Genomic DNA, 22,249 nt, shown 5'->3' on the forward strand with positions numbered 1-22,249 from the left:
TTATAATAAGAATTAATTAAACGAACGCTTAACAACTTTATTCTAAACGTGAGTTATGAAGCGTACCATTGCGGATAAAATACGTACCAGCGAGCATAATAAATTTTCGCCTTCGCTGAAATAACCTTATCTACGATTTTGCTATTTTAGTCTCCTTTTCAATCAGAAACCGCTTGCGTTCAATCCTCCAGCGCTAGCCGGACAGCGCACCGCCGCTGCGCACCACCAGATGTAAGGGGATGGCCACCTCCAGCTGGTTGGCGGCGCCGGCCACGGCCGGCTGAAGCATAGGCCCTAGGCGTCAGTGCGGTAATGGATTTGAACAGGCGGTAAAAATAAAACGGCCATCCGCTGGGTGATACCACCGGTTATCTTGCCAATCCTAAGGAGGTTTAATATGGGTAACGGATGGTCGGAGTGGCCGCTGATGTTTTTCACCGTGGCGGGCCAGTGCGTGATTGGCGGTTACCTGATCATGGCCATGGTGCTGTTGGCGGGTAACCTGACGGCGGCGGGCGCCCGCAAAGTGCATCTGTCGATGTTCTTTTTATGGCTATTGATGGGGCTGGGATTCCTTGCCTCCATGATGCATCTGGGTTCGCCGCTGCGGGCCTTGAATTCATTAAACCGCATCGGCGCCTCGCTGCTGTCCAACGAGATCGCCGCCGGCTCGCTGTTTTTATATGCCATGGGCCGGGTCTATATGATATATGCCATGGGCCGGGTCTATATGATAGATACCGTGCCCACCTGGGATACCGTTTATACCCCTCTTGGTTTCGTGCTGACGGTATTTACCGGCGGACCGCTGCTGGGCTGGCGCTGGGACTGGTGCTGATTATCGGCGGCGAGCTCATCGGCCGGGCGGTATTTTACGGAAGGCATATGACGGTGAGCATGGCGATTGCCAACTGATGCGCGCCGTTGGGACAGGGGTTGGCGCGGGCATAAAACAAACCCGGCCCGCGGGAGATTTCCCCAAGCCGGGTGGTGTGTTTCAAGCAGCGTTATAAAAGAGCTATTACACCGGTTTTCCGTGGTTATAAGTTTCGACAGTGCCCTTAGAGCTCATTATGATCCCCGTCCGCGGAACTCTATGAACGTCATGGGACTTCAAACCATTTATATTTTCACAACTGGAAATGGTGCCAGTTACTTTCTCTGTCCTTATGAAAGAACTCTCTCCGCCGAAAACGTTAGTCGTTCCGGTTGAGGGACCCGGTCTGACCCCGGCATTGTTTGATGATCCTTGAGTGGAGTTTGCACCAGCAGAACGGGCAATGTCTTTATTTGCTGGATTCCCAGGGGTCTTGATTTTATTTTTGTCATGACGGCTCGTAAATGTCGATCCGCTCGAAAAAAAAGTGGAAGTCAGATTTAATAGGCCAATCGTATCCGCCTTAATAGAATCACCGTTATTGGCGATTATATCTCCCTGAATGCCATCGGCATTTTCCAAAATCTTATTCAAACGTTCAAAACGTTCATCTAAATTAATATCGTCGGAATGATAATGTCTCGTCGAAGTTATATCGCCTATTATTTTGGATTTAATGACGTCGCCTGTGTTAGCGACAAGATCGCCCTTGCAATTTACGGATTTTTTGATGATTTCTTCCAAATTATTAAGATTATCGGTGTTTCCCGCCCCATAATTTTTCACCGATTCTATTTTACCTATATTTTCCGCTATATAAACATCACCGCTATTGGCAATCACATCACCGTTAACTTCTGTCCAATCGCCGTGGTCAGAATCCGGGGTGGACGGACGGGAAGAAGATGAAGATTAAGATGAAGATGATTGTCGCCCATCAGGGTTGTTTCGCGCGCTGGAAAATTTTTGCGTCGCCACATTCAGGAAAAATCCCGATGATGGATCAGTGCTCTGACTACTCGCGCCGGTGCGGGTTTCGTTTGGCTGTGAAGTTGCGGGTGGTTGTGTATTTCCGGTAATTTGCATAATGTTGTCCTCAATCCTATTTATACTGTTTCGGCCATATGAATAAATAATTCACTACTAACTAATGACTTATTTTGAGCGTACTTCACTAAAACAAATTTTCACCGTTTCAATCAGGGATAAAGATTAAGCTATAGCCCGTTTTATTAACTATATTTACGCTTATAACAACTCCTGTCGTTTTGTGTCGGGCCTGACAGCCAGTTAAAATAAATTTATTTTTATTGTTTTTTCAGGCATTAGCCAATGAATACATCCTACAGATGAATCTTTATCGATTATTGTTTTTTGCTTGCCGTTGTAATCAATTACTTAAGACCTTATACTACAAAATTGGGTTAAAGTACGAATCAGCAAAATCCTATAACAGCCAAGTTAAACACATCTCTAACAGATCTTCCAATAATCCACATTCATACTGCGTATCGCATATGATACGGCACACTGACATAATATATCACCCTACCATCGTCTCGTTAAACAGTTTGGAGACAGCCTTGATATTCCGGCAGAATTTCCGAGTCCGCTTATGACTGAAAGAGATGCCTGTCTGAATAATCCTTTTATTGAATTAGAACAGAAGGCGCTTTTGCATCTCTTGATTAATTATCAATATCCTGAACGGGGTACTACAGAATACTGATAAGATAATTAATTATAATCGCTGCATTTTTATTCCAATTATATACTATATCAAACCAGCTATTGCGCGCCATCTTGATAAAGCAATGAAATCCGGGTCATGCACATGGACGGACAAAACGTCGCGTTATTATGCGAAACTCTTCAGCGTTGCCCCTCGATTACCAGCAAACGTCTTTTGCGTTCGATACCCCAGCGATAGCCGGACAAGGTCCCGCCGCTGCGCACCACCCGATGGCAGGGGATGGCCACCGCCAGCGTATTGGCGGCGCAGGCGCCGGCCACGGCGCGAACGGCGATGGGCATGCCGATGCGTTTTGCCACCTCGGCATAGCTTAACGTGCTGCCGGGGGGAATGTCCTGCAAAGCCTGCCAGACCCGCGGCTGAAACGCGGCGCCCTTGATATCCAGGGGTAAATCCAGCCCGAGGCGAGGCGCATCGACAAAGCCGGTAATCAAGGCCATTCGCCGGACGAATTCGTCATTGTCCCCGGCTAACCGGGGTGGCTTGTCAATGGCTGTCAAGCCGGCCATCCCGCATCATAAGAACGCGCCCGGCATAGCTGGACGCCTCCCGCGAATGGGTCACCATTACCACTGTGGTTCCCTGCCCATTGATTTTTTTAAGCTGCTCAAGTACCGCCCGGCTGTTTTTACTGTCCAGATTGCCGGTGGGCTCATCGGCCAGGATCAGCGCCGGATGTGAGATCATGGCGCGGGCAATGGCAACCCGCTGCTGCTGGCCGCCCGAAAGCTGAGACGGGTAATGTTCCGCCCTTGGGGTCAGTCCAAACGTCTCCAAAGTCTGCTTGACCCGCGCTTTACGCTCCGTTTTGGGCACATTTCGATACTTAAGCGGCAGGGCGACATTTTCATTTACCGTCATATGGGAAATAAGGCTGAAGGACTGAAAAATATAGCCTATCAAGCGCCGCCGCAGTGCTATTTTTTGGGAATAAGAGAGCCCTTCCACCACTTCGCCATCCAGGGTAAGACGCCCTGTATCCAGGGACTCGAATAAACCCAGAACGTTCAGCAAGGTGGATTTTCCCGAGCCGGAGGGGCCCATGACCGACAGGAATTCCCCAGGGATAATGGCAAGATCCACATTATTAAGCGCCAGCGTTTTGATGGTCTTGGTGAGATAGAATTTTCCGGCATGTTCCAATTTAATCATATCAATCGAACTCGATGATGTTGGATTTTTCATAGTCGTTGTCAGCGAAGGTCACCACCTGCTGTCCCTCGGCCAGGCCATCGATAACTTCTGATTGCGCCGCCCCTTGGCGCTTGATCTTCACCGGGGTTTTCACCGCCCGCCGCGTCTGTTTATCAAAGACATACACCATGGCCTGGCCGTCCTGAAAGAATATCGCTTCCGAGGGCGCCAGCAGCGCATTGCGGGAGGTGCCCAGAGAGACGCGCAGATCAATGGACTGGCCGCGTTTCAATGCAATCTGTCTGGGCCGGGACATCAGCAGCTTCGCTTTGAACTTGCCGTTATCTACTACCGATGAAACCGTCTCGATGGTCAGCGGGATGCTAATGCCGCCGGCATCAGCCATTACATTCACCTTCGGCTTTATTTTATCGAGGTAATACTCGCTGAAGGCGGCCTCAAAGTAGTAGGAATGCAAATTATCCACTACGCTGACTTTTTCGCCGGGTTTGATTTGCTGGCCGATTTTAATATCCAGAGCGGTGAGCGTACCCTCTATGGGGGAGACTATCGTAAGCTGTTCCAAACCGCCTTTGATCAGATCAACCAATTTCCCCAGACGTTTGATGGATTCGTCTATCTCCCGATATTGATGGGGCAAAATGATGGCTTGCTGTTCATTATGTTCGGATAGGATTTCATAGGTCTTTTTCCAATATGCCAGCTCATCCACCAGGTTTTCATATTTGGCTTTTTCAATGATGGATTTCTCGTACAATTTTTTATTCCTTTGAAGTTCCTTTTTTGTTTTCATTAAGTTATAGCCCGATTTCTCGAGTTCTATTTTGGTGTCGCGGCTATTGCGTTCAAGCAGCATACGCATATTACGTAAGTTATTAATTTGCTCAGTGGCATCAGCGATACGGGAGGTCACCTGTAAAACAAAATCATAATTGGACAGCCGGGCGATAACCTCTCCCTTTTTGACAAAACCGGAGGAAAATTTGTAAATTTCCACCACTTTCCCGCCCCGTTCGGAGGAGACAACCACGCTTTCATTTGGAATGGCGACAGCCCGTGTCACCAACGTATCATTATACGAGCCGCGTTTGATCTCATGAAATTTCACCCCGGAAGAAGGCACCCGCAAAAAATTATCCGCGGTGGCCAATCGATACATGAACCCGCACAGTGAAATAAATAACAGTAACGCACCCCAGGCCAGCCATTTGGACCGCCAATGTATGAAGGATTTTTTTTCCAGCTTTACATCCATGCCTCCCCCTTCTGCGTGCGCCCTGTGGCCCGGAACCACCGACCGCCCGCCATCAGCGACAACGCCATCACCGCCGCCACGCCCAGAGTCAGCAGCAGCAGCGCGGCGAGTGCATAGGTATAGGTTAACCCGGTCACCAGGTCATATCGCTTGAGCCAGCGATGTAAAAAACCAAAACCTACTATAAAAGCAAGGGCGGAGGATATAAGCAGCGGCGCCATGTTTTGCTGCAAAAAGAAAACGATGCCGGTATAGACCGAGCCGCCCACCGCTTCCATGATTTTCAGGGTCTTATTCAGCCGGACGGCCTCGGATATACCGATAATCACGGCACTGCCCAGCAGCAACAGCAGAGAAAGCGCCGCCACCAGGCGTATTACATTGGTTATCAACAGATGGTTTTTAAAATGCCGGCGGTGCAAATCATCCACCAATACTATTTGACTCTCGGAAAGCCCATAATCCTGGAGCTGCGAGATGATGTTATCCCGTTGCCGACGCGTGGAATATTTAATCGAGCCATATTTTTCGATGTTGTCTTTTATAAATATCATTAACGGCTGCGGTAATGTTGTCCGCTCGCCGAGGTAGATATTGTCCACGATACGCAGCACACGCAGCGCTTTTTTCTTTCCGTTGAGATCAATATAAAAGGTGTTATTCATCACTTCATCATAGGAGGACTGTCCCATCGCATTCATAAACGCCCGGGTGACAATGACGTGAAGGATTGCCGGATCCCGGCTTTCACTGACGGCGTTTTCTTTGCCGGCCAGGGTCTCCAGGCCCCACACCAGGGGGAAGTTACGGTCTGCGGAAAAGGCGTTAATGGCGACGGACTGATCCTGCTGCTGCCGGCCATGCTGTACCGTCATCACCGCTGGGGACATATCAAAGGGCCGCCAGCTGCTTAATGCAATATTGGATGTACCGGTGGTTTCCTTTAGCCGGTCTTGCAACATCCGCAACATTGCGAGAGAGCGCAACGGCTCATTAATTTCAAAAGTCAGCAGATTTTTTTTGTGATATCCGAAGTCGGTGTCCATAACATAGTGGTTTTGCGCTATGGCGCCGGCCCAAATATAAACCATGCTTCCGGAAAGCAATAGCTGGGCCACCATGGACAGCTTATTGATATAATAAGTTGCCTTGCTTTCAAAACGGGCATCCCCGCGTGTATTTCTTACGCTAAAGACAAACAGGCGAAGGTAAATCCATTGGCTCAGAACAATCATGCCACCCATTATCAGCGACACGGATATAAATACCCCAACCTGCAGCCGGCAGGGAACTTGATGCAATAACGCCAGTATCGGTTCGGACAATAGCGCGGATCCCAGCAGCATTCCCAGGGCCAGAATCATGATGCAGAGAAATTGAGGGAAGATGATACCGCAGTATTCCGCGAGGATTTGTTTATCCGAGGCGCCGATGCAGCGCTTGATATGCAGACTGCTTCTTTTGGCGGCATTGATAATGCCGTTTATGGAGAGAAAATTTACCAGGGTGGTTAGCAGTACAAATATCGCCGCGCCATAAAGGGTATGCAACAATGCCATGGAATGCACGGCGGCCAATTCATCAGGAAAACCCTGACCATAGTGCATAGCCAGGATATTGCGGGCGCTGAAATGAAGAGATTGTGCGGGAGTAGCGGGCGCACCGGGCAATTGCGGCGCATAGCGTTCAACCACCTGGTCAAGTAGGCGATTATCGAAGGTTTGCGGCGACGCCGAATGGATAAAAGCATAAACCTGGTTGTTGTACCAGTCACGGCGCTTATCGTCATAACCCTCCATCATCCAGGGTGAAAAGGCGATCATTATCGGCATGTTTTGGCTGCTGTCTTTATGAGGTTCCACCACGTCCTTGATGATGAATTTCCCTTGATTTCCCACCTCGATTATTTTGCCGCGGGGCGAAGAGAAGCCGAGATATCGCCGGTTGAAGGCCGGGGTAATATAAATTTCGTGGGCCTCCAGCGGGGCCAGAGACTGCCGGTAAGGATTCAATCGGGTTAAAAATTCAGGGCTGATCGCGAAAATTTCCACGTCGGACATTACCCGCCCTTCACTGCGGATCGTAGTGAAAAAACGGTGGGCATAACTGACGGATGTAATTCCCGGCTCTTTTTTCAACGCGTCGATCAAGGGCAGCGGCACCTGCGCGGAACGGACCCGGACGCCGTTAGGCAATAAAAGCTGGGATTCAAGCCGATAAATGTGGCGATAATCGGGATAAAACCTGTCGGTACGAAAATCAGAAATGAATAACGCCAAGGTGAGGAAGGTCGTGACAAAGCCGATAGCGCTAATGATAATGCCCAATACTGCCGGTACGGGATTCAATTTAACGTCATAATAAAACTCATTCAATATCATCGGCTGATTGTCTCGACGTTAAGGGCGTTGAGGCACTTGAAATTCGCGATTGTCCATTCAGATTCTTATTAATTAATATCCTTGATATATTGCACCCCTTTATCAATGATATATTCATGTCTTCATTTTACATAACCCCCTAATTAATGATATTGACCATAGGTATACAATAAAATAACCGATTTAGGGGATAAGCACGCCATCAAATAAAAAACGTGAAACACCCTCCCATGACAAAAGGGGCGTATCCGCCCCCCGAGCTTGTTGACATAGTGTCCGGTCGAGACAGGCTGCCAGATCGTAAACACGCCGTGAACCCCTCCCTGGGAGCTCGATTTGCCCGGATCATCTATTGCCGTACGGCTAGGCCCGCTTTTTGGTGGCGGTATCCATCCAAACCGCCAATAGCAAAATGGCGCCTTTGACGATATATTGCCAAAAAGTGGACACATCAAGCATGCTCATGCCGTTGTCCAGCGACGCCATGATAAAGGCCCCCATTACGGCGCCGGCCACGCTGCCGACGCCGCCCGCCAGGCTGGTGCCGCCGATAACGCAGGCGGCGATGGCGTCCAGCTCCGCGATATTGCCGGCGGAGGGCGAACCGGCCCCCAGGCGGGAACTGAGGATTAGACCCGCCACGGCGACCATCAAACCGTTGATGGCAAATACAGCCAGCTTGGTGCGCTCCACGTTCACCCCGGACAGCCGGGCGGCATCGATATTGCCGCCGATGGCGTAAATCCGGCGGCCGAAGGCGGTGCGGGCCGCCAGGAACAATCCCGCCAGCATCAGCGCCACCAGAAGGAGCACCGGCGTGGGTACGCCGCGATAATCATTCAGCAGGTACACAGCCCCCAATACCACGACCGCGGTGATAACCTGCCGGGCGAGATCCCCGGTGCGGGTGGGAACCGATAAGCCAAGGCCCTGGCGTTTGCCGCGCCGGCGCCATTGCCAGGCGATAAACAGCACCAGGCCGATAAAACCGATGCCGAACCCCGTACCGTCCGGCAAATAGCTCTGCCCTATTTGCGACATGGCCGCCGAGGTGGGAGAGACGGTGGTGCCGTTGGTTATACCTATTAGTATGCCGCGAAAGGCCAGCATACCGGACAAGGTGACGATAAATGACGGCACTTTGCGATAGGCCACCCACCATCCGTTCCAGGCCCCCAGCAGCAATCCCAGCAACAGGGTCACCAGGATGGTCAGCGTCAGCGGCCATTTGAGCCAGACATCGAATATCGCCGCCACCCCGCCCAGCAGGCCCATCATGGAGCCCACCGACAAATCGATTTCGGCGGAGATAATCACAAACACCATCCCCACCGCCAAGATGCCGGTAATGGAGGTTTGCCGCAGCAGATTGGAGATATTGCGGGCGCTGAGATAGGCTCCCTCGGTGGTAAAGGTAAAGAACAGCATAATGACCACGATAGCGGCCAACATAACGAATACCTGTAAATTTAATGGCTTGTTTTTGCCGGCGGCAGTATCGCCGGTAGCCGCCAAGCGGTCAGACCGCGTGATTTTCAACATGGGAGTCACTCCTGAGTGCCGCTTCCATTACCTGTTCCTGTGTCAGGTCGCGGTTGATAAGATCGGCTTTGATTACCCCTTGGTGCATCGCCAGCACCCGATCGCTGATGCCAAGGACCTCCGGCAGTTCCGAAGAGATCATGATGACCGCGATACCCTGCTGTACCAGCTGGTTTATCAAGCGATAAATTTCCTGCTTGGCACCGATATCGATACCGCGCGTCGGCTCGTCAAGGATCAGGATTGCCGGATTCAGCAACAGGCATTTCGCCAGGATGGCTTTTTGCTGATTACCGCCGCTCAGGCGGCCGATGGCCAGCTCCGGCGAGGTGGTTTTCACTTTGAGACGCGCAATGGCGTCGCGGATGGCCGCCTGTTCGCCGGCCTCATCCACGACGCTAAGGGATCCGCTGAACTGGCTGAGGGCCGCCAGGGTAATATTGGAGCCCACGCTCATGATCGGCACGATACCGTCTTTTTTGCGGTCCTCCGGCACCATGGCCACTCCATGGGCCATGGCCTGCCGGCAGTTGCTGAAACGAACCGGCTTGCCGTGCAGCGTGATCCGGCCCTCCCAGCGGCCGGGATAGCAGCCGAACAGGCACTGCGCCAGCTCGGTGCGGCCCGACCCAACCAGGCCGGCGACGCCGAGGATTTCCCCTTTATGCAGGCTAAAGGCGGCATTGTCCACCCGCCGGATATGCTGATTCACCGGATGCCAGGCCGTCAATCCCTCCACCCGCAAAATTTCCTCGCCGACGGCATGGGGTTCATGGGGATAAAGCTCGGTGAGCTCGCGCCCCACCATCATCCGGATCAGGTCCTCTTCGCTCAGGCCCTCGGCCGCCCGGGTCGCGATATGCTTACCGTCCCGGATGACGCAAATCACATCCGAGATGGCCTTGACCTCGTTAAGCTTGTGGGAAATATAAATACAGGCGATATCGTGATTGCGCAGGTCGTTGACGATATCCAGCAAGATGGCGGTTTCGCTTTCGGTCAGGGAGGCGGTGGGTTCATCCAGAATCAGCAGGCGAACCTGCTTGTTCAGCGCCTTGGCAATCTCCACCAGTTGCTGTTGCCCCAGCCCCAGCTCCCCGACGCGGGTATTGGGATCGATATCCAGTTTCACCTGCGCCAGCATACGGATACAGCGCAGGTACATATTGTCGTAATCCATAACGCCATATTTGGCCCATTCGGCGCCGAGGAAAATATTTTCCAGCACCGTCATCTGCTTCACCAGCGCCAGTTCCTGGTGAATAATGGCGATCCCTTTTTGCTCCGTGTCGCGCACGCCGTGGGCCACCAGCGGCTCGCCGCCGAACAGAATCTCTCCCTCGAAGGTGCCGTAAGGATACACCGCCGACAACACTTTCATCAGGGTGGACTTGCCCGAACCGTTTTCACCGCATAACGACAATACCTGGCCCGGTTCAACGCTCAGGGACACATTATCCACCGCCTTTACCACACCGAACCGCTTGGTGATATTTCTCATTTCCAGTAACACAGACGCCATGATAATTTCCCTCCGCAGCAAGGCCGCCCGGTTCGGCGGCCCACATATACCCGTCATACTTCAAGCTGCAGGTGCGTTGGCTTTCCTACAACTTGAATTATTTAGGGGTATAATTCACGTCACAAACAACAATCGGCGTAACGGCGGATCAGTTCAGCTCGGACTTCTTATGGAAACCGTCGGCAATCACGGTGCTGTCGATATTGCTCTTGTCCACCGCAATAGGTGTCAACAGATAGGAAGGGACAGCCCGCAAGCCATTGTTCAGCGAAGCGTTGGATTTGGGTTTTTCACCCTTGGCCAGCTCTATAGCGATAATGGCGGCATTGGAGGCTTCCTGCTTGATGGGTTTATAGACCGTCATGGTTTGGGTACCCTGAATAATACGTTTGATGCCGGCCAGATCGGCATCCTGCCCGGAAATAGCCACTTTACCGGCCAGACCCTGCGCCGCCAGAGCCTGTATGGCGCCCCCGGCGGTGGCGTCATTGGAAGCCACCACGGCATCGATTTTGTTGTTATTGGCGGTCAGCGCGTTTTCCATGATTTTCAGCGCGTTTTCCGGCAGCCAGCCATCGGCCCATTGGTCGCCCACCACCTTGATTTTGCCGCTGTCGATTAACGGTTGCAGTACTTTCATCTGACCGGCGCGGAACATCTTGGCATTACTGTCCACCGGCGACCCGCCCATCAGGAAATAATTACCTTGGGGAACGCGATTGACGACGCTTTGCGCCTGTAGCTCACCGACTTTTTCATTATCGAAGGAGATATAAAAATCCACATCAGCATTATTAATCATCCGGTCATACGCCAGGACTTTTATTCCAGCCTGTTTCGCTTCCGCGATAACATTACTTAACACATTCCCGTTATAAGGAATTATCACCAATACATCCACGCCGCGATTAATCATATTTTCAATTTGCGACATCTGGGTTTCTTCATTGCCGTTGGAGGATTGAACAAACACATCCGCCCCCAGGGACTTGGCTTTATCGACAAAAATATCCCGATCCTTCTGCCAGCGTTCCAGGCGCAGATCGTCCACCGCCATGCCGATTTTGATTTGTTTGGCAATACCCGGCTGGCAGGTCAACACCAGTGCCGCACAGGCAGAAAGCAAGAGGGTTTTCAGTTTCATCTTTCATTCCTTATGTTGCTTTTTTAAGAACATAACCAGCAAGGGAACTCGCTGTTTTATAAGATAAGATACAAACCTTTACAATGTGACGACAACGTATTGCCGCTAAAAAATAATCGACAGCAAACCCAATTAGTATTAGTGGGGAAAAAAGCAGGCGGCAATTGCAAATTTTCACAACGCCATTACGATATTTAACTGAAATGTGGTTTCTGTGAGCTAAAGCTTATTTTATGCCGTTCTCGCCCCGGATGATTTAATTTTTAACATTATTGCATTTGTAATAATTTTTATCGGTCATTCTATGTGATCTCACGCACAATAAATAATTTCATGAATCCATATGTGAAATAACGTAATTGATCGCCCCCGCTGTTCTAACCAGAATCAATTGCAGTGAATCCCCTTAACCCGCCGGCGTTATTGCCGGACGCCGGGTTAAATCATGTCCGCTTCAGAACGGACCCTGTATTTTCGAGGAGCCATAATCATGTCTCAATACTTTGACAAAATTGAAAAAATCCGTTTTGAAGGGCCCAAGAGCACCGAACCTTTGGCTTTCCATCATTACAACCCTGATGAAATCATATTAGGTAAACGCATGGAAGACCATTTGCGTTTCGCCGTGTGCTACTGGCACACCTTCTGCTGGCCCGGCGTGGATATGTTCGGCACCGGCGCGTTTCAACGCCCCTGGCAGCAGCCGGGAGATGCCCTTGCACAGGCGAGGTTGAAAGCACAAGTGGCCTTTGAATTTTTCAGCAAACTGGGAGCGCCTTACTACTGCTTTCACGATATGGATGTGATCCCGGAGAGCAATACGGTAAAGGCGTATCTCGATAACATGGCGGCCATGACGGAAGTCTTGGCGCAGCATCAGCAGCAGACCGGCATAAAACTGCTATGGGGCACGGCCAACTGCTTTAGCCATCCCCGCTACGGCGCCGGCGCCGCCACCAATCCTGACCCGGAAGTCTTCGCATGGGCCGCCGCGCAGGTCAACAGCGCCATGGCGGCCACCCAGACCCTCGGCGGCGAAAACTATGTGTTATGGGGCGGCCGTGAAGGCTATGAAACCCTGTTGAACACCGATCTGCGGCAGGAACGGGAACAAATCGGCAGGTTTATGCAGATGGTGGTGGAGCACAAACATAAAATCGGTTTCCAGGGCACCTTGCTTATCGAGCCCAAGCCCCAGGAGCCCACCAAACATCAATATGATTACGACGTCGCCACGGTATATGGCTTCTTGAAACAGTTCGGTCTGGAAAAAGAGATCCGGGTCAACGTGGAGGCCAACCACGCCACCCTCGCGGGACATACCTTCCATCATGAAATCGCCACCGCCATCGCGCTGGGAATTTTCGGCTCGGTGGACGCCAATCGCGGCGATCCGCAATCGGGCTGGGATACCGACCAGTTCCCCAACAGCGTGGAAGAAAACGCATTGGTGATGTATGAAATCCTGAAAGCCGGCGGCTTTACCACCGGCGGCCTGAACTTCGATTCCAAGGTGCGCCGGCAGAGCACCGATAAATACGATCTGTTCCACGGCCACATCGGCGGCATGGATACCATGGCGCTGGCATTAAAGGTGGCGGCGAAATTCATTGAGGACGGACGGCTGGATCAACTGGTGAAAGCCCGCTACGCCGGTTGGAACGGCGACCTGGGACAGCGTGTACTGCAAGGCAATCTTTCCCTGGCCGACGTGGCGGCCTACGCCCAACAGCACGCCCTGGCGCCGGAACACCACAGCGGACAGCAGGAACTGTTCGAAAATATCGTTAATCAGGTGCTATACAGCTAAAGGAGCACGGCCCGCGATCACCGATCGTACAACGACCGTGTTAAAGGGAGAGCGTGCCGATGGGGTCGAAGCGGGCGTGGTTTTTCCGCCCGCCGGAGCGCCCCACAGCACGGTAGGCCCGCTAACACCAAGGCTGCACCGGACACCCTATGGCACGGTAGGCCCCCGATCACCAAGCGGACAACGAACCAGTTAAAGCGGGCTGCGGCATACAGGCTGCCGCATCGGTTTTCCCAAGCGGCGACAGCCGCGCTACTTATAAACAATTAAGGGATACCTCATGTATATCGGCATAGATCTAGGTACCTCAGGCGTCAAAGCCATTCTCCTCGACGAACAGCAGCATATCCTGGGCAGCCATACGGAAAGCCTGACGGTCTCCCGTCCCCACCCGCTATGGTCGGAGCAGGACCCGGAACACTGGTGGCAGGCCGCCGACCGGGCCATGCTGGCATTAAAGGCCAAACAGGATCTCTCTTCGGTGCGCGCCCTGGGCCTGACCGGGCAAATGCACGGCGCTACGCTATTGGATAACAAACAGCAGGTGCTGCGCCCCGCCATTCTCTGGAACGACGGCCGCAGCTTTGCCCAATGCCGGACGCTGGAAACAGCGGTACCCCGCTCCCGGCAGATAACCGGCAATCTGATGATGCCCGGATTCACCGCCCCCAAACTCTGCTGGGTGGCCGAGCATGAACCGGAGATATTCAGCCGGGTGGACAAAGTTCTTCTGCCAAAAGATTACCTGCGCTGGCGCATGACCGGCGAGTTTGCCACCGACATGTCCGATGCGGCTGGCACGATGTGGCTGGACGTGGGCCGCCGCGACTGGAGCGACGAGCTGCTGGACGCCTGCGGCCTGAACCGTAGGCATATGCCGCAATTGTTCGAAGGCAACCAGGTCACCGGCACCCTGCGGCCGGACCTGGCATCCCGCTGGGGAATGCCGCCGGTACCGGTGGTGGCCGGCGGCGGCGATAACGCCGCCGGCGCCATCGGCGTCGGTCTCTATCGCCAGGGCCAGGCCATGCTGTCGCTGGGAACTTCCGGCGTTTATTTCGCCGTCAGCGACGGCTTTCTCAGCAATCCGGAAAAAGCGGTGCACAGTTTTTGCCACGCGCTGCCCAATACCTGGCATTTGATGTCGGTGATGCTCAGCGCCGCCTCCTGCCTCGATTGGGCGGCAAAAGCCACCGGCCTGGGCAGCGTCCCGGCCTTGCTGGACGCCGCCGCCGGCAGCCGCGCCGATATCTCGCCGGCCTTCTTCCTGCCCTATCTGTCCGGGGAGAGAACGCCCCATAACAACCCCAACGCCACCGGCGTCTTTTGGGGACTAACCCACGATCACGGCCCGGCGGAGCTGGCGCGGGCGGTGGTGGAAGGCGTCAGCTTCGGTCTGGCGGACGGGATGGACGTATTGCATGAAACCGGACTGCGGCCGGACAGCATCACCCTCATCGGCGGCGGGGCGCGCAGCGCATACTGGCGGCAGTTGCTGGCGGATATCAGCGGACACCAGCTGGATTACCGCACCGGCGGCGATGTGGGTCCGGCGCTGGGGGCGGCCAGATTGGCGCAGCTCAGCTGCCATACCGATACGCCCTGGTCGGAAATTCTGCCGCCGTTGCCGCTGGAGGCCAGCTATCGGCCTGATAAAAACCGTCATGAGGCCTACCTGGAACAACGGCGCACCTTCCGGCAGATATACCTGCAACTGACACCCTTGACGGGTGTGTAGAGGGCTTTTTTTGACCTTTAAGCTGTCCCTTGACCACCACGAACCGGGGACAACGCCCGTCAAGGCGCTACGCGCCATGCCCGGCGCATAAATGAAAAAGCCCGCAACCGCGGGCTCTCATCGTTGGAAATATTATCGGCCATCAAGACCTAATGTACAGCCAGCTCCCGGAAGAACGCCGGGTTATCCCGAATAGTCGCCAGAACTTTTGCCGCCAGTCCGGTAGGATTGCGTCGCTTTGTTTCCCAGCTTTTAATGGTATCAATGCTGGTTCCCAGGACCTTTGCCATCTCACCCTGTGAGACATTGAGTTGTTCTCTGATAGCCTTCACATCGGCCACTTCATAACTGGTGACCCGTGCAGGCGCTTTAACGCCATTTTTAATTTCAACAGCTTCTTCAAGAGATGCTTTCAGATCGTCAAAAAAGCTCATGATATACCTCATCTTTCAGTAATTTCGTCAGTTTTTTAAGTTCTGCCTTTTCAGCATCCGTCAGGCTGTCTTTGATGTTTTTCGGATAGGCCATAACCAGATAGATAACCTCTTCTGTGGCAAGAAAATAAATAACTCTGGCACTCCCGCTTTTCCCCTGCTACCCCGTCGCCATTCTGAATTTTCGCAGCCCACCCGTTTTTTGTATTAAATCGCCTTTATCCGGAAATTCGATTAATTCTTTCTGAAGATCCTTCAAGTCATCGTCCGTGGCAATTTGCTTTATCTGCCGGGTAAACATTGCCGTCTCGATAAACTCTATTGCATGACTCACTTAAATACTCCCTTACTTTTATGATGTACATAGTACACCATCGGGCTGAATTTTCCAGCAAAAAATGAGGGTTTACACCCCCTGCGTAACATCACTCCTTTCCGGTTAGTGAAAAAAGTTCTTTACTGTTACGCCGCCCTTTTCAAGGGAGAAACCAATACAATGGCCGAGTCAAAGACAATAGTCACTGACCCGGCCTTCAGATTTTATGAACCGCCCCGGTTTCCAGGGGCGGTTCAGTCAGAGAGGGAGAAGCAGATCTATCCCATGTTCAGTCGCCGCCGCCCGGCGAGCTGAGGCCGAACATGCCGCCGAAGTTTATTTGCACGTTGAGCCCATAGACCAGCATGTTCTTGGGCAAGATTGCGGTTTTCGGCATGCCGGAATTATCCGGGTTGATGATGTACTGGACGTTGGGCATGACGATTACGCCAGGGCTGACATGCCAACCGTAGTTGAGTTCCAGGGAATACTCATGAGGATCGTTGCTGCCGTGGCCCCCGGCCTTGGCCCGGGAATCGCGCAGGAAGGCGGTTTCCTTGTCGGTGAGATTGAACAATGACGCGGAGAAGCCGATGGTGTCATGCGGCCGCGATGCCATTGGTCCGGTCAGCACGACGCCGCTCAGAAACTGCTGCTTCATGATCTCCTCATCTTCCAGTTGCTGGACCACGCCGCCAAATACCGCGAGGTTGCGCTTCGAGTCCGCACCGGGCCGCCAGACCACCTTGTCGCCGAGCAGATAAACGCCCTTGCGATCCTCGTTCACCTTGCGGGCGGTGCCGCCGAAACTCCCCAGCGAACGGCCAGCGGTGTTGTAGTAAGGGTCGGAATGCGATGCGGTGCTGATGTAGCCGCCGACCTTGAGATCGAAGTTACCGGGCTTGGTCCAGCCCCACTCCAGCGGCACGGTCACGCCGGTGGACTCGGCAGTGGAGAAGTCCAGGCCGTTACTGGCGGCGGTGCTGGGGTTGACCTCGTATACGCCGGTTTCAATATAAGTATGAGGGGTCGTGCGGTAGCGCATGTTGAGACCCCAGGTGGCCGAGGGCAGCAGGCTGTAGCCGGATTCGGAATTGACCAGGCGCGGTACGCCGCAGTTGTCGCCATTCTGAAACTGACAGTTGGTGGGCAGCTTGGCGTAATAAGCGGTGGTACCCAGTCGGCCGGCGACCACATCCAGTCGGTCGTCCAGCAGTTTTTGCTCGAAGGCGAACAGCCCCAGGTGCCAGGCGGGAAATTCGTTCTTGTAGATATTCTGCTGTTTAGGGAAGGTGCCGGTGACGTCATGACTGAGGCCGGAGCCATAATCTTTGTAGACGGTGAAATGAAAACTGCTGCCGTGGGTGCCAATCAGCTTGTCGAGATTGAGATCGGCGCCGACGTTGAATTGGCCAACGTTGGTGTGGCCCTGCCCAACGCCGCCGCGGGTGTTGCGGGCATACTGATTGATCAGATTGGCCCGCAGCAACACACCCTGGCCGGCCAGTTTTCTCAACGCGGCGCCGGGGTCGGGGGTACCGGGCTCCTGGCTGACGGTTGGCGCAGCGGCCGGTTCCCCCTGGGTGTCGTTCGGTACTTTCGGAGTATCCGGTGTATCGGCCAGCGCGCCGGAGAGGGAGGCGGATGGCGAAACGGTTGCGGCCAGGGTAGTGTCTTGAATCAAAAAACCGAGAATGCTTACTGCCAGAATATTTATTGTCGTTTTCATGGTGCGTGCCCTTGCCGGTATTGCGCGCAGGTTACCCTTGCGCGTGGCAATCCGGTCGATGCTGTTGTGATAAATCGGGTGGTCAAACTTCGCGGTAACCCGCGTCCAGCTCGCTTTCCAGTTGCCTGCGGTCGATGGCGTTTTCCCATTTGCCCACCACGAGGGTCGCCACGCAGTTACCGGTGATATTGGTAAAGACAAACGCCGAGGCTAGGATGCGATGGACGCCGAGGATCAAGGCAATGCTGCCGACCGGGATCGACTTGGTGGCGGCCAGGGTCATGGCCAGGACCGCGATGGCCGAACCCGCCACGCCGGCGCCGCCCTTGGAGGTGACCAGCAATACGCCTAGCAGCGACAGCTGTTGTTCCCAACCCAACGCGGTACCGGTGGCCTGGGCCAGGAACACCGCGACGGCGGCGAAATACAGGCAGGTCCCGTCGTGGTTGAAGCTGTAGCCGGTGGGTAGCACCAGCCCGACCACCGACTCTTCGATACCGAGTCGCTTGAGCTTGCCGATCAGTTGCGGGAACACGCTTTCCCCGGAGTTGGTGCCAATCACCAGGATCAACTCTTCACGGATGTAACGCATCAGCTTGAGCAGGCTGAAACCGGCGTACCAGGCGACCGGCGCCAGCGCGATAAGGAAGAAGATCGCGCAGGTCAGGTAGAACTCCCCCACCAACGCCGCCAGAGGCACCAGCGACTTGAGGCCGAATTTGGCGACCGTAAAGGCAATGGCGCCGAAAGCGGCGATGGGGGCCAGTTTCATCGCCAGGCGGATCACCCAGAACAGAGACTGGGATACGGTGTCGACCATGTTCAGCACCGGTTGCGCCTTATCCCCCATAGAGGCCAGGCCACAGGCGAACAGCACCGAGAACACCAGAATCTGCAGGATTTCGCCCCGGGCGAACGCACCGATGGCGCTCTCCGGTACCAGGTTGAGCATGAACTCGCCCACACTCATGTGCGAAGCGGGGTGCGCCGCTTCACCGGCGGTTCGCAACAGCGCGGGGTCTATATTCATCCCGACACCCGGCTTGAGGACGTTGATGGTCACCAGGCCGATCACCAGAGCGATGCTGGTGACCACCTCGAAATAGACGATGGCCTTGATCGCGATACGACCGACCTTGCCCAGATCACGGACGCTGGCGATACCGTGGGTGACCGTGCAGAAGATGATCAGTCCGACCACCATCTGGATAAGACGGATGAACACATCGCCAAGCGGCTTGAGCGTCTGGCCGATGTCGGGCGCCAGGGCGCCTACCGCAATGCCAAGGACCATGCCGACCAGCACTTGAAAAGTCAGGTCTTCGTAGAAACGGCGCGTACGCTGGGTACCCAGGACGGCGCTGGTAGAAATGTTACGAGTCATAGTGGACTCCACAATAATAGGTGAGATGGCCGGGAGCTGCTTAATCGGCGTCGCTGCCCAGCAGCTTGCGCGCTGGATCGAACACGTCTTTCAGGCTCAAACGTCGGGGTAACAGCCCCTGTGCCATACACGCATCAATGGTGAAGTCGAGAGCACCGGCCAGGCTTTCGAAACCGAACAAGGTCGGACTCAATGTCTTGGCTTCGCCCGTAGCGGGAGTACTGCGCCGATCGGCTTCGCGCAGCAGCGCAAAGGCATGTCGAATGGCATCCGGCTGCCGTGCGCAAGCATCGGCACTCGCCACCACCATATGGTTGATCGGCATGAAATGATGCCTGTGCCACCAGGCCAGATCCCGGTCTCCCGCGTTCTTGATGACCGCAATGTATTCTTCACCCGAGGGCAAGTCATTGCCCAGGATCGCCGCGTCCACGTCGCCGTCGCGCAGCATCTGCAACGAGCCCTTCGTGCCGGGGATCTGTTCGACAAATCCGGGGTTCCGGTACTGCTCAACGTGCGCCGGGTCGTGGGTTATCCACCGCACTTTGGCGATGTCCAGTCCAACATCCTCGGCCAGATGCGCCCGAACCCACATGCCGGTGGTCTGGGTATAAGCACGCACGCCAATGCGCTTACCGGCCAAATCAGTCTCGGCCGGTACGCCGTTGGGGCCGTAACCAATCAGGCAGCCGCGCTGAAAGCGAGAAGCGACCACGGCGGGTAACAGCACCACCGGACGGCCATAGGCAATGGCTTGCAACGCGGTGACCACGGCTAATTCGCACAAATCATAGGCCTGGTCACGGACCATGGGCGCGAAGGCCTTGTGCACCACGCCAACGTTCTGGAAGTCCAGGCGTATGGCGGGATCGGTCAGTTCGCCGGAATGCAGCGCCGCCGTATGCGGATAGTGGCCGAGTACGGTACGTAAAGTTGTCGCAGTATTCATCAGCGTTGCTCCGTCGAGGCGAACGGATACAGGCGCCGGGCGGTGCCGCCGGCGATGTCCTGCCGATCTTGCACCGACAATCCGCCCAGTACCTCGCGAGCAGTGTCAGCCAACTCGGCCAGCGTGCCCGCCGCCGCGGGGAAATTTGAGCCCCAGGCGATATGATCGGCACCGAACGCGGCGATGATCGTGCGCAAGAAGTCGATGGGGGTCGACTTGCCTTCGGCGGCGGCGGCCAGGGTGCGGTTGGTCAGCTTCAAATGAACGCCCGGAAACGCCGCCAGAGCGAGCAGAGCGTCGGCCGCCTGGTACGGGGCGCCGGCGGACAGCACCGGACGCGCGCAATGGTCTAGTAGCACAATCGCCTTGGGGAAGCGTTCAAGCAGACTGCGCAGGGCAGGAATGCCTTCCATGGTCATTTGCAGACACACCGGAATGGCATGCGCCTCGGCCCAGGCCCAGGCCGGATAAGAATCAACATGGCCCAACCAGTCGCCCTGACCGGGCATGGTGCTGCCGGTGGTGAACAACCGGAAGCCCGACAGCCCTTGTTCCTGCCAGTAAATAATCTTTTCCACCGCATCGGCGGCGAGCGCATCCAGTGAATACACGCCAACCAGGCGGTCACGGTGTGCCCGCACGGTGTCGGCGACATAGCGGTTATCGTGACCGTAGACGGTAGAGGCCTGGACTACCACGGCCTGTTCGATGTCGGCGGCGTCCATCGCGCGCAACAGGCTGTCGGCATCCACCGGACGAGCCTGCGACCATTGCGACTGATGCCCACCGATGGGGTCAGTGGGATAACGCTTGTTGTCGGGAGAGATCACATGGGTATGGGTATCTAGCAGCTTCATAGGTGCCTCTTTTTTGTAGGGTGACAGAGATATCCGGATTAACTATTGATCGAGTTATTTTATTTTCACTAGCGCTTCGGATATCCTCCGACTATATATGGATGTATTTGAGAGAGAAAATTCGAATTACGCTCCGGCTATTGAATTTGGCTAACGAATAAAAATGACTCAAGCTTATTCACTTAACCTGCGACACCTCGGCGCCCTGCTTGCGGTGGCGGCGACAGGTAATATCAGCGGCGCGGCGAAGACGGTCAATTTATCGCAACCGGCACTGGCCCAGGCCATCAGTAAGATTGAACAGACACTCGGCGTAAGCCTGTTCGAGCGACGTCCGGGTGGAGTGACCATTACCGACGCCGGCACCGGTTTCATCATCCGTACCGAGCGGGCCCTCGCCTACCTGGCCAGCGGCGTGCGGCAAATCCGTCGCGGCTCCGGCAAACCGGTGTTAATGAAGCTGGACCAGCGGGTGACCATGAGCCAGCTGCGCGCGCTGGTGTCGGTAGTCGGCGCCGGCAGTTATGCTGTCGCGGCGAGGCAACTGGACATCTCCGTACCTTCGCTGCATCGGGCGATGCGTGAATTGCAGGAGACCGTTGAAATCCCTTTACTGGAGCGCACGGGCAGAGCGATCCGACCTACGGCGCCGGCGGGTCAGTTGGTGCACTACGTGCGCCTGATGCTGGCGGAACTGCGGGCCGGGATCGACGAAATCGCCACCCGCAACCAGGGTCTGAGCGGCACGCTGCGCATCGGCGTGTTGCCCGTGGCCCGCTCCTACTTCCTGTCCAGGGTATTGGCCGGATTCTGTACCCAGTGGCCGGCCGCCTCAGTGGAGATTGTCGAAGGGCCGCATGCCGAGTTACTGAGCCACCTGCGTCAGGGGGATGTGGACTTGCTGATCGGTTCGCAACGCGAGTGGGTCCCCACCCATGACGTAACCCAGGAAGCGTTGTTTGACGACGAACTGGTGATCGTTGGCCGTACCGGACATCCGCTGCATGGCAAAACCCCCCTGACCACAGCCGACCTGCTGGATCATCACTGGGTGATGCCGGCGCCAGGCACGCCGATGCGGGTGAACTGGGAACGCATGTTCGCCGTGCGCGGACAAACCCCTCCGATCCTGCGGGTGCAATGCGGGTCTGTGACCCTTAAACGCGGCATGATGCTGGAAGGCGACTGGCTGACGCTGATGTCGCGGGATCAATTCCGTCTGGAAAGCCAGGCTGGACAACTGGCGGAAATCGGATCGCCCGGCGCGGACTTCTGGAGAACTATCGCCCTGACGCGCCGGAACGATTGGCGTCCTACTGCACTGCAGGCCACCTTTATCGAGCTGTTGAGATCGGTGGCTGCACAGATGCGGCGCCCTTAGGCGGGTGTAATTTATAGATGTT

At 54.8% G+C, this 22,249-nt stretch carries 15 protein-coding genes and 3 pseudogenes; 4 read left to right on the forward strand and 14 right to left on the reverse strand.

Features of this window, described 5'->3' with window-relative positions:
* Positions 1-397: 397 nt before the first annotated feature.
* A pseudogene (locus ACL2XO_RS24695) lies at positions 398-915 on the forward strand (DmsC/YnfH family molybdoenzyme membrane anchor subunit).
* A 106-nt stretch (positions 916-1,021) separates the two neighbouring features.
* On the opposite strand, the gene ACL2XO_RS24700 reads toward ACL2XO_RS24695, so the two are convergent.
* From ACL2XO_RS24700 to xylF, 8 genes and pseudogenes are all read right to left on the reverse strand, one after another.
* A complete protein-coding gene (locus ACL2XO_RS24700) occupies positions 1,022-1,720 on the reverse strand; it encodes a hypothetical protein (protein ID WP_413741762.1) in 699 nt (232 codons plus the stop codon).
* Positions 1,721-2,749: 1,029 nt separating this feature from the next.
* A pseudogene (locus tag ACL2XO_RS24705) lies at positions 2,750-3,118 on the reverse strand (methylated-DNA--[protein]-cysteine S-methyltransferase); the annotation flags it as partial.
* Positions 3,117-3,782 (reverse strand): darobactin export ABC transporter ATP-binding protein, encoded by a 666-nt coding sequence (gene darD / locus ACL2XO_RS24710; RefSeq protein WP_413725752.1) that lies wholly within the window; start codon positions 3,780-3,782, stop codon positions 3,117-3,119. The pseudogene ACL2XO_RS24705 and the gene darD, both read right to left, overlap by 2 nt.
* 1 nt (position 3,783) lies before the next feature.
* Positions 3,784-5,040, reverse strand: coding sequence for a darobactin export ABC transporter periplasmic adaptor subunit (darC, locus tag ACL2XO_RS24715; protein ID WP_413741763.1), 1,257 nt, complete (start codon positions 5,038-5,040; stop codon positions 3,784-3,786).
* Positions 5,031-7,415: a darobactin export ABC transporter permease subunit gene (gene darB, locus ACL2XO_RS24720; protein WP_413725754.1), complete on the reverse strand. Its 2,385-nt coding sequence runs from the start codon at positions 7,413-7,415 to the stop codon at positions 5,031-5,033. Before darB ends, darC begins: the two co-directional genes overlap by 10 nt.
* Positions 7,416-7,784: 369 nt before the next feature.
* Positions 7,785-8,963 (reverse strand): xylose ABC transporter permease XylH, encoded by a 1,179-nt coding sequence (gene xylH / locus ACL2XO_RS24725; RefSeq protein ID WP_413741764.1) that lies wholly within the window; start codon positions 8,961-8,963, stop codon positions 7,785-7,787.
* Complete coding sequence (locus tag ACL2XO_RS24730) at positions 8,941-10,485, reverse strand: xylose ABC transporter ATP-binding protein (protein WP_132925245.1); 1,545 nt, start codon at positions 10,483-10,485, stop codon at positions 8,941-8,943. Before ACL2XO_RS24730 ends, xylH begins: the two co-directional genes overlap by 23 nt.
* A gap of 148 nt (positions 10,486-10,633) precedes the next feature.
* Complete coding sequence (gene xylF, locus ACL2XO_RS24735; RefSeq protein ID WP_132925243.1) at positions 10,634-11,629, reverse strand: D-xylose ABC transporter substrate-binding protein; 996 nt, start codon at positions 11,627-11,629, stop codon at positions 10,634-10,636.
* 490 nt (positions 11,630-12,119) lie between these two features.
* On the opposite strand from xylF, the gene xylA reads away from it, so the two are divergent.
* Both xylA and xylB read left to right on the forward strand, forming a co-directional pair.
* Entirely contained in the window at positions 12,120-13,439 is a 1,320-nt protein-coding gene (gene xylA / locus ACL2XO_RS24740) for a xylose isomerase (protein ID WP_132925241.1), read from the forward strand.
* A 280-nt stretch (positions 13,440-13,719) separates the two neighbouring features.
* The gene (gene xylB, locus ACL2XO_RS24745) at positions 13,720-15,177 is read left to right on the forward strand and encodes a xylulokinase (protein ID WP_413741765.1); all 1,458 of its coding nucleotides are present in this window, start codon (positions 13,720-13,722) and stop codon (positions 15,175-15,177) included.
* Between the two features lie 149 nt (positions 15,178-15,326).
* Here xylB and nadS read toward each other — a convergent pair whose 3' ends face one another.
* The 6 genes and pseudogenes from nadS to ACL2XO_RS24775 form a co-directional block, all read right to left on the reverse strand.
* Entirely contained in the window at positions 15,327-15,611 is a 285-nt protein-coding gene (nadS, locus tag ACL2XO_RS24750) for a NadS family protein (protein WP_132925237.1), read from the reverse strand.
* Positions 15,598-15,945, reverse strand: a pseudogene (locus ACL2XO_RS24755) (type II toxin-antitoxin system RelE/ParE family toxin). Before ACL2XO_RS24755 ends, nadS begins: the two are co-directional and overlap by 14 nt.
* Positions 15,946-16,216: 271 nt before the next feature.
* Complete coding sequence (locus ACL2XO_RS24760) at positions 16,217-17,656, reverse strand: carbohydrate porin (protein ID WP_413741766.1); 1,440 nt, start codon at positions 17,654-17,656, stop codon at positions 16,217-16,219.
* A gap of 82 nt (positions 17,657-17,738) precedes the next feature.
* Positions 17,739-19,040 (reverse strand): C4-dicarboxylate transporter DctA, encoded by a 1,302-nt coding sequence (gene dctA / locus ACL2XO_RS24765; protein ID WP_413725759.1) that lies wholly within the window; start codon positions 19,038-19,040, stop codon positions 17,739-17,741.
* Positions 19,041-19,080: 40 nt separating this feature from the next.
* Entirely contained in the window at positions 19,081-19,989 is a 909-nt protein-coding gene (locus tag ACL2XO_RS24770; protein WP_132925231.1) for a hypothetical protein, read from the reverse strand.
* A complete protein-coding gene (locus tag ACL2XO_RS24775; RefSeq protein ID WP_413725761.1) occupies positions 19,989-20,846 on the reverse strand; it encodes an amidohydrolase family protein in 858 nt (285 codons plus the stop codon). Before ACL2XO_RS24775 ends, ACL2XO_RS24770 begins: the two co-directional genes overlap by 1 nt.
* 163 nt (positions 20,847-21,009) lie before the next feature.
* Between ACL2XO_RS24775 and ACL2XO_RS24780 the strand changes: the two genes are divergently transcribed.
* Entirely contained in the window at positions 21,010-22,227 is a 1,218-nt protein-coding gene (locus ACL2XO_RS24780; protein ID WP_413725762.1) for a LysR substrate-binding domain-containing protein, read from the forward strand.
* Positions 22,228-22,249 lie beyond the last annotated feature (22 nt).

The sequence above is a fragment of the Sodalis sp. RH15 genome (assembly GCF_047324255.1).
GTDB classification, from domain to species: Bacteria; Pseudomonadota; Gammaproteobacteria; order Enterobacterales; family Enterobacteriaceae; genus Acerihabitans; species Acerihabitans ligni.